The 12,895-nt window shown below is 59.4% G+C and carries 10 protein-coding genes and 1 pseudogene; 6 read left to right on the forward strand and 5 right to left on the reverse strand.

All coding sequences use genetic code 11. The features are described from left to right. From HX898_RS07620 to HX898_RS07630, 3 genes and pseudogenes are all read right to left on the reverse strand, one after another. Positions 1-578, reverse strand: a pseudogene (locus HX898_RS07620) (type I secretion system permease/ATPase); the annotation flags it as partial. Between the two features lie 25 nt (positions 579-603). Next, positions 604-2,640, reverse strand: a complete 2,037-nt coding sequence (locus HX898_RS07625; protein ID WP_180194763.1) for a hypothetical protein — start codon at positions 2,638-2,640, stop codon at positions 604-606. Positions 2,641-2,781: 141 nt separating this feature from the next. After that, positions 2,782-3,732, reverse strand: a complete 951-nt coding sequence (locus tag HX898_RS07630; protein ID WP_180194366.1) for a fibrinogen-binding protein — start codon at positions 3,730-3,732, stop codon at positions 2,782-2,784. A gap of 843 nt (positions 3,733-4,575) precedes the next feature. Here HX898_RS07630 and HX898_RS07635 point away from each other — a divergent pair. Then, positions 4,576-5,358 carry a response regulator transcription factor gene (locus HX898_RS07635; protein ID WP_138332040.1) on the forward strand — a complete coding sequence of 261 codons (783 nt, stop codon included), beginning with the start codon at positions 4,576-4,578 and terminating at the stop codon, positions 5,356-5,358. A gap of 15 nt (positions 5,359-5,373) precedes the next feature. Here HX898_RS07635 and HX898_RS07640 read toward each other — a convergent pair whose 3' ends face one another. Continuing rightward, the gene (locus tag HX898_RS07640) at positions 5,374-5,694 is read right to left on the reverse strand and encodes a hypothetical protein (protein WP_180194367.1); all 321 of its coding nucleotides are present in this window, start codon (positions 5,692-5,694) and stop codon (positions 5,374-5,376) included. A 383-nt stretch (positions 5,695-6,077) separates the two neighbouring features. Between HX898_RS07640 and HX898_RS07645 the strand changes: the two genes are divergently transcribed. From HX898_RS07645 to HX898_RS07665, 5 genes are read left to right on the forward strand one after another with little or no spacing between them, the layout of a single operon-like run. Beyond that, positions 6,078-7,100, forward strand: coding sequence for a UDP-glucuronic acid decarboxylase family protein (locus tag HX898_RS07645; RefSeq protein ID WP_180194368.1), 1,023 nt, complete (start codon positions 6,078-6,080; stop codon positions 7,098-7,100). A 1-nt stretch (position 7,101) separates the two neighbouring features. Then, a complete protein-coding gene (gene galE / locus HX898_RS07650; RefSeq protein WP_138332043.1) occupies positions 7,102-8,085 on the forward strand; it encodes a UDP-glucose 4-epimerase GalE in 984 nt (327 codons plus the stop codon). After that, positions 8,082-9,950 carry a glycosyltransferase family 2 protein gene (locus HX898_RS07655; RefSeq protein ID WP_180194369.1) on the forward strand — a complete coding sequence of 623 codons (1,869 nt, stop codon included), beginning with the start codon at positions 8,082-8,084 and terminating at the stop codon, positions 9,948-9,950. Before galE ends, HX898_RS07655 begins: the two co-directional genes overlap by 4 nt. Before the next feature lie 38 nt (positions 9,951-9,988). After that, complete coding sequence (locus HX898_RS07660; RefSeq protein WP_180194370.1) at positions 9,989-10,510, forward strand: DUF995 domain-containing protein; 522 nt, start codon at positions 9,989-9,991, stop codon at positions 10,508-10,510. A gap of 3 nt (positions 10,511-10,513) precedes the next feature. Continuing rightward, on the forward strand, positions 10,514-11,482 hold the full coding sequence (locus HX898_RS07665) for a glycosyl hydrolase (RefSeq protein ID WP_180194371.1): 969 nt from the start codon (positions 10,514-10,516) through the stop codon (positions 11,480-11,482). A 64-nt stretch (positions 11,483-11,546) separates the two neighbouring features. Here the strand turns inward: HX898_RS07665 and HX898_RS07670 are convergent, their stop codons facing one another. Beyond that, entirely contained in the window at positions 11,547-12,842 is a 1,296-nt protein-coding gene (locus HX898_RS07670; RefSeq protein WP_138388545.1) for an ABC transporter substrate-binding protein, read from the reverse strand. Between the last annotated feature and the right edge of the window lie 53 nt (positions 12,843-12,895).

Raw genomic sequence — 12,895 nt, forward strand, 5'->3', positions numbered from 1 at the left:
CGCTTGTGAAACCCCCCGCCGCTTCCCCCGCCCCCGCCCCCGCCGCCCCCGGGATCGGAATCCTTGCCGTTTCCGCCGCCGCCGGTGCGCAGCCGCCTGTCGTTCTCGCTGATCGGACCGCTTTCTCCTTCGATGGTCTTGCCGAAGGGCATCGTCGGGCTCGATTTAAGCTCGGTCTTCTCTTTCGGCAGTTCGGGAGCCACTCGCGCTTCGATCCGCGGCTGGGCCGGCGCTTCCGCCGGTTTTGCTGTCGCCGGGCCCTGCACCACCGCGACAGGAGGTGCCGTTTCCACTTGAGCTTCCGGCACCGCCGTCTTTTCCGGGAGGGGCGCCTGCGTTGCGCTTGCGCGTCCGGTATCGGCAGCCTCGTTTGCCGCAGCTTCGGACGTCTCCTTGCGCTCATCGGGAGACGAAGCAGCCGCACCGCTCAGCCTGCGAAGGTTCTCGACCGCCTCGTCGATCGCGGAGATGCACACGTCGGTCATCGCCGTTTCCGAGGGGGCAGCGGAGGGAATAGTGCCCGACCTCAGATCGAGGGCGCTGCCTGCCGCAAAGACTTGTTTCGAAATCTGGTTCATCGTGGTTCCTTCGCAATACTCAAGGTCAGGCGACCATGGCTTGCATTACGTCGGCGGGATGCGTCGACGACCATGAAAAATCCTGCCCGGCATTGATGACGCCGTCAGCACAATCGCCGCCTGTCGGATCGTCGTTGTCGAGAAAGGCGATGACCTCGTTGGCGAGTCTGTCGTCGGCCGGCTGCGGCTGTGTCGTGTCATGCTCCACCAGCCCGCCCTGAATGAGGATGGCGTCTGAATAGAGCTGGCCTGCCAGATAGGTCGTCTGGCCGAAACTGTCGTAGTCGACGATCTCGGCGATGTTGACGACCGCATTGCTGCCGGTGTCGATCGTGACCGTTGCATCGGGATTATTGTCGAGGAGCGTCGATGCCGCCTGGGTGACATCGTCGGAATCGCCGAGGATGCTGACCTGCTTTATGATTGTCATGTCATAGAGATTGCCGGTGATGTAGAGCACGTTCAGCCCGGCATAGCCCTGGAAATTCACATCGAAGGACAGCCCTTCCGGCATGTTGGGATCGCGATCTTCGATCGCCTTCTGCGTGTCGACCATGTAGTCGGGCATGGCCTCGAACGGGCCGCCCGTCCCGACATTGTGGATCGAGGCGAAATTCCAGATCAGGTTGTTGCCCGTTTGTATGTCGGCGCCGGGATCGAGGTCGCCCTCTGCCCGCACCCAGTCATTGTCGTAGAGCAGCGAGATCTGTGTGATGCTGTTGATGTCCAGCACATTACCGCCGATGATCACCAGATCATATTGCAGGCCCATCTGGAAAAAGGAGGAGAAATTGATCGAAGTGTTGCCGCCCGTCAGAACCGTGGCTTCGGACCCTGAGGTGGTGACCGTCATCGTGTCGTTGTCGGTGACGAAGTGATACTGCTCGATCCACTGGACGAAGGAGACGTCGCCGTCGATGACGCTGACGCGCCAGCTGTTCGGGAAGGTCGGCTCGGCTGCATCTGTGTCGGCATGGCTTGATGCTTCGAAAGTGCTGTGTTCGAAGAGGGCGATATTCTTGGCGACTGTTCCCGCCTCTTCGGCCGAATGGCCGGATGAATGCAGCGCCGAGGCGATCTCGTCGTTGTCGCTGTAGACAAAGGCCTGGGAGATCGCGTCGACCTGGTGATAATTGCCCATCACCGCCGTGACCGAGGTGATGACGCCGGTGTTGATCACCGAGGCGACGTTGACGACGAGATTTGCACCGGCGGTCACCTCAAGGCTGTTGCCGCTCGGGTCGTCCTGCTCGATCGATGTTTGGGTGTCGTCGGGCTCTTCCGGGAGCTTGGCGAGACCGCGATCGGGAAGGAAGTCGTCGAGGACCGGTATATCGATCTCGGCCTTGCCGTTGATGTAGACGGTGTCGTTGACCTCGGGGTCGAGGCGGACGAACTCATGCGTCGCGTCGGTGCCGAGCGAGGTTGCGCTGCTGTCCTCGGTATTTTGGGCGTTCTGGATATAGTTTTCGAGATCCTCGGCGATCTTCAGGGCGCCATCATAGGTATCGGTGCGGTGGAGGCTCGCAAAAGGCGTGAAGATCTCGGCCTTGGTGCTGAAATCCGCGAGCCGCTCGATGACGAAACTCGTGTCTCGAGGCGCATGGACGCCATCCGTCATATCGAGATAGTCGTCGTCGTAGAGGGCGTTGACCTGGAGGACATGACTGATCGCCGAACCAGGCCCGGCAAAGACTGTCAGTTCCGGCTCATCCGTGAGCACGATATCTGTAGGATCGCCGAAATGCGGTAATGGGATGTCCTTTCCGGCAATCGCCGCCAGCTTCTCGAGGCTCTCTTCGAAGACGCGGCCGAAATGGCGCGCCGGGCCAAATTCGATTTCGTAGCTGCCGCTTTTGTAATTGATGCCCGGATCGTAGTCCTTGAGCTGGAGATCGGAAGAGAAGGCGGCGGTAAAGGCATCCTGATCCGGCAGAGCCGGTCCATCCGCGCCCGGTCCTGCGCCTTCGGCATAGTTGGTACGCAACCTCATCTCGTCGGTCGTCATCTCGAAGAGACCGATGAAGTGCGCAATGATTTCCGAAATCTTCTCGATATGCATGGTTCGGCCCTCCCATTCGAGATGACGATCGGCCTTGGTGGCGCCCGCCGGGAGCCGTGGTGTGGTCGTCAAATCGTTTTCAAGCAGTCAAACTGCACCGGCTTGAGCCGGTGCAGTTCGTCTTGGTCGCTGGAGGTCGTGTCAGGTGCTGGTATCCTCGCCGACGTCGGAGGCATGAGAATTGCCGCCGATGACACTGGAGTCGACTGTGTTGCTGAGCAGGTTCGCACCCTGAACGAGCTCGAGGTGGAAGCCGGAATTGGCAAGGATCGCCGAAGCGTCGGCCGTGCTCGATCCGTTGGCATCGTCGCCGGCCTTGAGATCCCAGCCCTTGCCGTCCATCTCCATGCCTTCTGCGCTGTTGGCTGTGCCGCCATTGGCATTCAGGTGGTTCTGGGCGCCTTCATTGTCCATCTTGATGTTCCAGGCGCTATCCTGGTCAGCCAGATGGTTCGCCTGGACGGCGCTGAAGCCGCTGTCATTGCCTGCGCCGGTCAGCGAATTGTTCAGGATGCTGTCGACGTCGAGAGTGAAGGAAAAGTCGTCCCCGAGGTTGAAGGTGAGGTCGTGTCCGGCAACGCCGAGGTTGGAGTCCTTGACGTCCTCAATGACGGCGAAGTCTGTGTCCGTCTTGTTGAAGCTGTCGGAGGTGTTGTTGCTGTCGGAGACCGTCTTCGTATCCGTATCCGTCTCCGTAACGGTCTTGATATCGGTGTCGGTCACGGTCTTCGTATCGGTGTCCGTGATTGTCTTGGTGTCGGTGTCGTTGTCGCTGTACGACTTGCTGTCATAGCTCCAGTCGTAGTCGTTATTGGAGTCGGTAGTCGTCGTGGTCTTGGTGCTCGTATCGTCGTCGGACTTGTAGCTCCAGTCATATTCGTTGTCGCGGTTGTCGCCATTGTTGGCGGCGACATCAATCTCCGCCTTGACGTCCACGTCGACGCTGTTGTCGGTATTGTCGCGATTGTCGCCATTGGCGACGCCGCCGACATAACCGGTCGAGTCGTCGTCGATTTCAGTCGAATTGATCGCGCTGTTGGCAAAGCCGTCGGCAAGCGCCCCGACCTTGGTGATTTCGGTGTCGTCAGACATTGCATTCTCCAGAAAAAACCGGAGCAGCTTTTCGAAATCCCTCTCATCTCAAATGGGATTTTACTCGCGCTCGCTCCGATGCGGTTAACATCGGCAGATGTATTCGATACCAGTCATCTGCAGCTTCATCGCGATTTGTTGATCAAACCGTTGGTATTGGGAACGTACGTACTCAGTACAAGGCCGCACATATCCGGCTCCGAATCCTGAAAGGATAAGGAGTGGTCAGGTTTTCTTTTCGTTGAGTTGCCCTATAATGGAGGCCGTGTATCAAAAACGCATGACAATACCTGGCTTCTCCATGTCGCCACTTGGACGACGATCACAGAATGCTGGAAAAAATTCGGATCCGATAGACACCAATTCGGGCTAAGGCGGATCCGCCCTGCCCGAATAGCCCTCGGACAGCACCTGTCGTCGGAGCGCTAAGATCTGTTCGGCGGCGTCGTCGGCGAGCAGCGATAATCCGGGCTCCCGGGCATTCGCTGCGGGGTGGAAAGGCACCTGTCTACGGTTTGCTGTCTCATATCCGGCCCGCCCTACATAACTAAAATATGACAATTTGTACTGAAATATTACATTCAACTGATCATCTATAGTCGGAGCAAATATAGCCCTGAAGTATCTATTGCAGCGAAAATACAACCAAAGCTTTGTATCGTATCGTTTTTTGTCCGTTAAAACTAATCACTTTGGGCCATTTCCTTCCTTCTCAATCCGTATTAACATAATTAAGAAATGTCTAAAAAATAAGGCGATGACATTCGGGGCCGGCATTTCTTACTATCTTATACCCGCCATCGCTCAACGTTTTAGTAAAGTGTAACGCTAGGGGAGGCGTAAATGTTCATGACAGGCTCAGGAATGGAGAATGCGGACCAGGGAAGGAAGTTGGGTCCGTCCGGAGATACTATACTAGTGGTGGCCAAGGCGGATCTATTTTCAGAATGCATGGTAGAAGCACTAGCAAAGAAATTTCCGAACTGTGAAGTGTCAAGCATAACGAGTACAAAGCCGATGCTGGAAAAAGATGCCAGCGATATGAAACTCGTTTTATTTTATCATATACCCGGCCCGGAGCTTCACGAAGCGCTGCAGGCTGCCCGCGAAAACCATCCTGAAACCTCGATCGGACTTGTCGTCGAAGCTATCGACATGCTCGAGCCCTATGTCAGTCGGCTGGTAGAAGCGCGGATCATCGATGGCGTCCTGCCACTCAACCTGCGGCTCGATGTCTTCATGGCTGCAGTGGATCTGCTGATGAAGGGCGGCGAACATTTTCCGTCAGCACTGCTCAATCGCCTCACCAACAAAAACGCCCAGCTGGAGCCTTCGCTCTATCAGACAAAATCGGTCGATGCGGCCCGCAGCAATGCGCTCAAGCTGAGACGCGACAGCATCTCCGCTTTGACGACCCGGGAGGTTCAGATCCTGGATCTCATATGCAAGGGCACGCAGAACAAGATCATCGCCGACAAGCTGCATCTTTCCGAGAATACCGTGAAGGTTCACGTCCGCAACATCTACAAGAAGATGAACGTCCGAAACCGCACGGAAGCTGCATCCCGTTTCTTCAATGAGCATCCCGCCGGTGAAGACGACATGTCCGGCCGGTGGCGCAATTGATCTGACGCTTTTGCTTCAGATCGGGGGGCGTGCAAAGCAGCGTGACTTCTGTCCGAAGCCGCTTGGAGAGCAGATATAGGGCGCCGAGCCGTGATAGGCTACGGCGCGGACCATTGCCCCCGCCGGGCGCTCGGCCCGATTTGCCGGATAGGCATAGGCCTTGGAAACGCGCGGCGCCCCGACCACGGCGATATTCTTCTTCGCGACGACCGCGATATCGTTGTCGACGACCGTGCAGGCCGTCAGTCCGATCGCAAGAAGCGCCGTTCCCCAGACGAACATCGCCGAGCGGATACGCCGGCCTTTCAGCTGCGCTGCATCTTGTTTTTTCAACATGCCAAAACCCCTCGCATATGGCGCTTCCGGATGCAAGACCGGCGGTGCAGTTGAGCTCGGCCAATCTCCCGCCTTCCCCTTTATATTAGCTGCATTGAGTGGAGCTTGAGCGACGGGTGAAAGCATTGTGGCGGAGAAGTGTTAAGTGTGATTAATCATCTGTTACCTTGAAGAATACTTGTGTAATTATTTTGGATACTTGAACTTTTTAAAGTTGACCTTCACGCTAATCGTCTTATCATTTGAGTAGTAAATCAGTTATCCTAAGAATAACTACAAAGTTATTCATGCCTTGATGGGGAGTTCACGAACATCCAGACGGATAGGAAGACTTGAAGCGCATAAATAAATCAAAAGACTAAATCCATGGGAAGGAGTTTGTAATGCGTAGTTTCGTTCCCAGCGAAAGCCATTCTGAAGTGTCAGGCATCCCGGTAGCGCAAGCGTTGCGCACCGTTCTTGTGAATGGCGGGGGAGGTTTCCTCGGTTCACATCTCTGCGAAAGGCTTCTGCAGCACGGCCACCGTGTCATATGCCTCGATAATTTTTCCACCGGCCGCCGTGCGAATGTCGATCACATTGCGTCGAACACTCGCTTCCACATCGTCGAGCATGATGTTCGCCAGCCCTTCGACATCGAAGCGTCGCTCATCTTCAATTTCGCCTCCCCGGCCTCTCCACCCGACTATCAGCGGGATCCTGTGGGAACGCTGCTCACCAACGTGCTCGGCGCCGTCAACACCCTGGATTGCGCGCGAAAGACGGGTGCGATCGTCGTCCAGTCGTCGACGTCGGAGGTTTATGGCGACCCGATCCACAGCCCGCAGCACGAATCCTATTGCGGCAATGTCAACCAGATCGGACCGCGCGGCTGTTATGACGAGGGCAAGCGCAGCGCCGAAACCCTGTTTTTCGACTATCACAGGACTTATGGCGTCGACATCAAGGTCGGCCGCATCTTCAACACCTACGGACCGCGCATGCGCCTGGACGACGGGCGGGTGGTTTCCAATTTCATCGTGCAGGCCCTGCGCAACGCGGATCTGACGATTTATGGCGATGGCCAGCAGACCCGTTCTTTCTGCTATGTCGACGATCTCATCGAGGGTTTCCTGCGTTTTTCGGCCGCCGGCAGCGCCTGCAACGGCCCGATCAACCTCGGCAATCCAACCGAAATGACCGTTCGACGCCTGGCGGAAATCATCCGGGACCTGACGAACTCGCGTTCCCGTATCGTCCACCTGCCGGCGGTCACCGACGACCCCCGTCAGCGGCGGCCGGATATTTCCCGGGCCATGGCCGAGCTGGGTTGGCAGCCCCGCATCGGGCTCGAAACCGGCTTGGCTCGCACCGTCGATTATTTCGACGGACTGCTCGCCGGCACAGAGAAGGCGGAGGTCGTATGAGATGCCCCGCTACATTCTCGTCACCGGCGGCGCCGGTTTCATAGGCAGTCATATCTGCAAAGCGCTGTCGCGCGGCGGCATGATCCCGGTTACCTACGATAATCTCTCGACCGGACATGCCGACAGTGTCCGCTGGGGGCCGCTCATCCGGGCGGAACTTGCCGACGCAGCCGCGCTGCGCCGGACCCTTGCCGAGTTTTCGCCCGATTGCGTCATCCATTGTGGTGCCAATGCCTATGTTGGCGAATCCGTCGACATGCCGAGGAAATATTACCGGAACAACGTCGTCGGCAGTCTGACATTGCTGGAGGCCTGCCTCGACCAGGATATCGACCGGATCATCTTTTCGAGCAGTTGCGCCACCTATGGCGTCCCCGCCTCGCTGCCGATACGGGAGGAAAGCCCGCAGCACCCGGTCAATCCCTATGGACGCACCAAGCTGATTTTCGAAATGGCGCTCGAGGATTTTGCCGCTGCCTACGGCATCCGCTTTGCCGCACTGCGTTATTTCAATGCGGCCGGAGCCGATCCAGATGGCGAGCTCGCCGAGCGTCATCAACCCGAGACCCATCTCATCCCGCGCGCCCTTCTCGCCGCCGCCGGCAGGCTGGAGCGGCTCGATATCTTCGGCACCGATTATGCGACCGAGGACGGAACCTGTGTTCGCGACTATATTCATGTCAGCGATCTCGCGCAGGCGCATCTCGCGGCCGTCAATCATCTGTTGGCGGACGGCGGCTCGCTCAGCGTCAATCTCGGCTCCGGCCGGGGCACCTCGGTGCGCGAGATTCTCGAGGCGATCCATCGCGCCAGCGGCCGCGAAGTCCCTGTGCGTTATCGCTCCCGCCGCGTCGGCGATCCGCCGATCCTCTTTGCCAATACTGCAAGGGCGAAAGCGGAACTCGGCTTCTCGCCGGCTTTCTCGGATATCGATACGATCATCCGCACCGCCGGTCCCACCTTCGGGCTGGAGATGAGGGCATGAGCAATGTCTCGCAAATCGGCCATGGCGTCAGGGCGGCCAAAGCCGTCACTGCTGATGCATTCGATCCTGTTTTCACCGGCTGGAACCGTGTCGCCTATGGCTTCGGCATTCTCTGCTGGCTGACGGCACTCGGCTATTTCTGGATCTGGTGGTGCCAGACCGCCCATATCATTTCCTGGGCCACCTTCGTGCTCGTCACCCTCGTGCTTGCCTGGATCACGCTTGTGCCGGCCTATTTCATCCTGATCTTCCTCGATGCGAGGACGGTCAGCCCTCGCGCAGGGCTGCCGGAAGGGCGGGTGGCTATGGTCGTCACCAAGGCGCCGTCCGAGCCCTTTGCCGTCGTCCGCACTACGCTGCAGGCGATGCTCGACCAGATCGGCGTCGATTTCGATGTCTGGCTCGCCGACGAGGACCCTTCGGAGGAAACCAGGCGCTGGTGTGCGGCGCACGGCGTGCTGATCTCCACCCGAAAAGGTGTGGCGGAGTATCATCGCACCACCTGGCCGCGCCGGACGCGTTGCAAGGAAGGCAACCTCGCCTATTTCTACGACCATTTCGGCTATGCGCGCTACGATTTCGTCGCCCAGTTCGATGCCGACCATGTGCCGACGCCGACCTACCTCCGTGAAATCCTGCGCCCCTTCGCCGATCCTGAGATCGGTTATGTCTCCGCTCCGAGCATTTGTGATGCCAATGCCGGGACAAGCTGGGCGGCGCGCGGCAGGCTCTATGCGGAGGCAAGCCTGCACGGTTCGCTGCAGACGGGTTACAACAATGGCTGGGCACCTCTTTGTATCGGCTCCCATTATGCGGTTCGCACCGCCGCCCTTCGTCAGGTCGGCGGCCTCGGCCCGGAACTTGCGGAAGACCATTCGACGACGCTGATGATGAATGCCGGCGGCTGGCGTGGCGTGCATGCCGTCGATGCGATCGCGCATGGCGACGGACCGGCGAATTTCACCGACCTCGTCGTCCAGGAATTCCAGTGGTCGCGCAGCCTGGTCACCATTCTGTTGCAGCATTCGCGCCACCACATCATGCACCTGCCCTGGCGGCTGAGGTTCCAGTTCGTGTTCTCGCAGCTCTGGTATCCGCTCTTTTCTGCCTTCATGGCCATGATGTTCCTGCTGCCGGTTGCCGCGCTGCTGACGGGCCGTGTCTTCGTCAATGTCACCTATCCGCATTTCCTGCTGCATTTCGTGCCGATGTCGATTGTCTTGACGCTGTTTGCCTTCTTCTGGCGGGCAACGGCAACCTTCCGGCCGCACGATGCGAAACTGCTCGGCTGGGAAGGGCTTGCCTTCATCTTTCTGCGCTGGCCATGGTCGCTCGCCGGCAGCCTTGCGGCTGTTCGCGACCATATCTCCGGCTCATTCGTCGATTTCCGCATCACGCCGAAGGGAAGGCAGCAGCAGCGGTCTTTGCCGCTGCGCGTCATCGCGCCCTATATCGGGCTCGCCGGCCTTTCCGCCGCCGCAATGATGTTTGCGACCGATGCCGCGGCCGCCCAGGGTTTTTATGTTTTCGCCATGATCAACCTCTCGGTCTACCTGTCGCTGACGGTACTGATCGTTATTCGCCACGCGGTCGAAAACGATCTGCCGCGGCTGCCGCAATCGCGCGGGCTGTGGCTTGCGACAGCCACCGGGCTTGCGATTTTTGTCGCCGGCGGCACGCAGGCGGGGAGCCACGGCCTGCGCGGCCTCGAAGCTCTTTCGCACGGCCAGACGTTCGTCAGTTTCACCGAAACGCAATTTGCCGTGGCCGGCGCCGGCCTCGGCGGCGGCAAGACCAGAATCGTGAAATTCCACCTGAAATGGAATGGTTTCGGCAGAACCGGCCGAGACGAACAGGGTGCGTGAGCCGGCGGAACCGGCAAGTGTCGAGTATGGAGGATGTAATGAGTATCGGATCGAGACTATGGGGAGCAGCGCTTGCTCTCAGCCTGTGCCTGCCGGTGGCAGCGCACGGCGCCGAGGTCGCCAAAAAGGAGGCGCCGACGCCGCTCAGCGCCTATGAGCTCTATCGGATCTACGGCGACAAGACCTGGACCTGGAACACCGGCGGCGGCCGTTTCTTCGATGACGGCCGGCGGTTCGTCGCCTGGAGCAACGACAAGGGGAAGCCGTCCTTTGCTGAAGGCAGATGGGTGGTCGACGATCTCGGCCAGCTCTGCATGCGCGCCACCTGGACGAATGCCGAGGGCGCGGCCCGCGCCAGCACCTGTTTCGGACATCGCAAGATCGGCAACACGATCTACCAGCGGCGCCAGCCGAACGGCGAATGGTATGTCTTCCGCCACGCATCGGTTCGTCAGGATGATGAATTCCAGAAGCTTGTTCCCGCCGATACCGTGAGCGCGAAGGCAAGCGAAGTGAAGCAGATCCTGCTGAGCCAGGAAGTAGCCCGAAAAGGAGGGTGAGCCGTGAAGAAGCTGATGAAAAACCACCTCTCGACCGCGGCGATAGCGCTGCTGCTACTGTGTGTCGCGGATCTGCCGGGCCGAAGCGAAGTGCAATATGCCGGCATTGCCCCGAACCCGGCCGCGGCCGTGCGGACGATCATCGACAAGCGCCCCGTGCTTCACGCCGACGGCATCAAGTTCGGTGCCTACGATCCCCACGGCGATTTCGGCGCCCAAGCGAATGTCGCGACCGAAGCCCTGTTCCTGCCGTGGGAGGACGTCGACCTCGAGACGTTGCGCGTCGCTGATGCCTATGCGCAGGCCAGAGGCCGCAACTTGCTGATCACCGTGGAGCCATGGTCCTGGGACGTCGATTGGCGGCTGACCTCCGCGGAGCTTCGCGCAAAGGTTCTGCGCGGTGATTATGATGTCAACATGCGTGCGATCGCGCAGATGATATCTGCGCTGAAAAGCCCGGTGATCGTTCGCTGGGGGCAGGAGATGGAAGACAAGTCGGGGCGGTTTTCATGGTCCGGCTGGAGCCCGCAGGACTATATCACGGCCTACAGGCGGATGATGGACATTGTCCGCCAGGAGGCGCCCGGCACCGAGCTCATGTGGTCGCCGAAGGGAGACCCCGGCCTCGAGGCCTATTATCCCGGCGACGATTATGTCGACCTCGTCGGGCTCTCGGTCTTCGGCCTGCAGCGCTACGATGAGCTTGCCTACAATGAGCACCGGACCTTCTCGGAAGCGCTGAAGCAGGGATATGATCTCGTCGCCGGCTACGGAAAGCCCGTCTGGGTGGCGGAGCTCGGCTATGAAGGCGGCGACGCTTATATGAAGCCGTGGATCGAAACTGTCACGTTGAAGCAGAGCGCCTTCCCCAATCTGCAGGAAGTGGTCTATTTCAACGATCGGGATGTGCACGCTTGGCCCTTCAATCTCGGCCGGCCGGACTGGCGCGTGGTCGAAAGCCTGGGCAACTGACATTCCAAAAAAAGAGAGGTCCGCCGGGGTGTTGCGGGCCTCTCCTCTCATGTCCGGCGACCGATCATCCCTTGATCGTTGCCTTACCCTCTTCGATCAGCCGGGTTGCCGCATCGGCGGGCGAGACCCGTTCGAAGGCGAGTTCGTCACAAATCGGGCGCAGCACGCGCTGATCGAACTGCGTCGATCCCATCGGCGCCGGCGCCGGATATTCGCCGACCTGATCCTTGAGGAGATTGACGTATTTGACCGTTTCCTGCTCCGTCGGGTTGAGCTGGGGCAGGATGGCTTCGCGCACCGTCGGCGACATCGGCACGCCGCGCTCGACGCCGAGGATCTTGCCGGCCTCGACATCGTTGACGAAGAAATTGATGAACTTCGCTGCCTCTTCGGCGTGTTTGGTCGTGGCCCCGATGCTCCAGATCAGCGCCGGACGGTAATAGTGGCCAGACGGCCCGCCCTTCTTCTCGCGTGGCAGCGTGGTGATACCGATCTTGTTCTTGATGATCAGCTGATAGCCGACCATCTGGTTGGAATAGGCCATGCCGATCGCCGACTTGCCGAGCCCCAGGCAATTTGTGTCGATCGTGTTCTGGTCGAGCGTCTGCACGTCTGCGGCGACCGTGCCGCCCTTCTTGCGCAGGTCTTCCCAGTAGGTGAACCATTCCTTGGCGTCATCGGCGTTGAAGCCGAGGGCAGCGCTTTCCTTGGCATAGAGGCTCTTGCCGCGCTGGCGTAGCCAGGCGTCGAAGACGTAGGCGTAGCGGGCGGCATAAGGTCCGCCTGCAAAGCCCTGCTTGCCGACTGCCTTCGTTAGTTCGACGGCGAGCTTGGCGTATTCTTCCCAGGTGAGATCGGGCGTCGGCAACGGCAGGCCGGCCTTTTCGAAGACAGGAATGTCGAAGAACATCGAGAAGGAGTTGAGGCCGAGACCGATGCCATAAAGCTTGCCGTCGACGGTGGTGAGCTTCAGCATATCAGCCCCGAAGCTATCGACCTTCAGCGTCGTGGGCACGAATTCGTCGAGCGCCAGGCTGGCGCCGCGCCTCGAATAGTCCGAAATCGTACTGGGCTCCAGCTGGAAGACGTCGGCGACGGCGCGGCCGGCCATCTGGGTGGCAAGCTTCGTCCAGTAGCCGTCGCCGGAGAGCGATTCGCCCACCACGGTCACCCCGGGCGATTTCGACTGATAGAGCTTGGCAACCTCGAGCGTACGCTTGGCGCGGTCGTTGGATCCCCACCACATGGCGCGCAACTGTGCGTCTTCGGCAAAGGCCGGAATGGCGCTTCCGGCGCCGAAGGCGAGGCCGGCGGCCGCGCCGGCTGAACCCATCAGGAATGAACGGCGATTGACCTGCATGATATCCTCCTTGTTCCAATATGCCCGCTGCCATCCTCCAATGGCGTTGTCAG

The organism is Rhizobium sp. WYCCWR 11128 (assembly GCF_013416305.1).
Taxonomy (GTDB): domain Bacteria; phylum Pseudomonadota; class Alphaproteobacteria; order Rhizobiales; family Rhizobiaceae; genus Rhizobium; species Rhizobium indicum.

Excerpts from the sequence above, each read along its gene's own strand:
- HX898_RS07640 (WP_180194367.1), bottom strand. The coding sequence starts at position 5,694 with ATGTTGAAAAAACAAGATGCAGCGCAGCTGAAAGGCCGGCGTATCCGC.
- HX898_RS07630 (WP_180194366.1), bottom strand. The coding sequence starts at position 3,732 with ATGTCTGACGACACCGAAATCACCAAGGTCGGGGCGCTTGCCGACGGC.
- HX898_RS07655 (WP_180194369.1), top strand. The coding sequence starts at position 8,082 with ATGAGCAATGTCTCGCAAATCGGCCATGGCGTCAGGGCGGCCAAAGCC.
- HX898_RS07660 (WP_180194370.1), top strand. The coding sequence starts at position 9,989 with ATGAGTATCGGATCGAGACTATGGGGAGCAGCGCTTGCTCTCAGCCTG.
- HX898_RS07635 (WP_138332040.1), top strand. The coding sequence starts at position 4,576 with ATGTTCATGACAGGCTCAGGAATGGAGAATGCGGACCAGGGAAGGAAG.
- HX898_RS07670 (WP_138388545.1), bottom strand. The coding sequence starts at position 12,842 with ATGCAGGTCAATCGCCGTTCATTCCTGATGGGTTCAGCCGGCGCGGCC.
- galE (WP_138332043.1), top strand. The coding sequence starts at position 7,102 with ATGCCCCGCTACATTCTCGTCACCGGCGGCGCCGGTTTCATAGGCAGT.
- HX898_RS07645 (WP_180194368.1), top strand. The coding sequence starts at position 6,078 with ATGCGTAGTTTCGTTCCCAGCGAAAGCCATTCTGAAGTGTCAGGCATC.
- HX898_RS07625 (WP_180194763.1), bottom strand. The coding sequence starts at position 2,640 with ATGCATATCGAGAAGATTTCGGAAATCATTGCGCACTTCATCGGTCTC.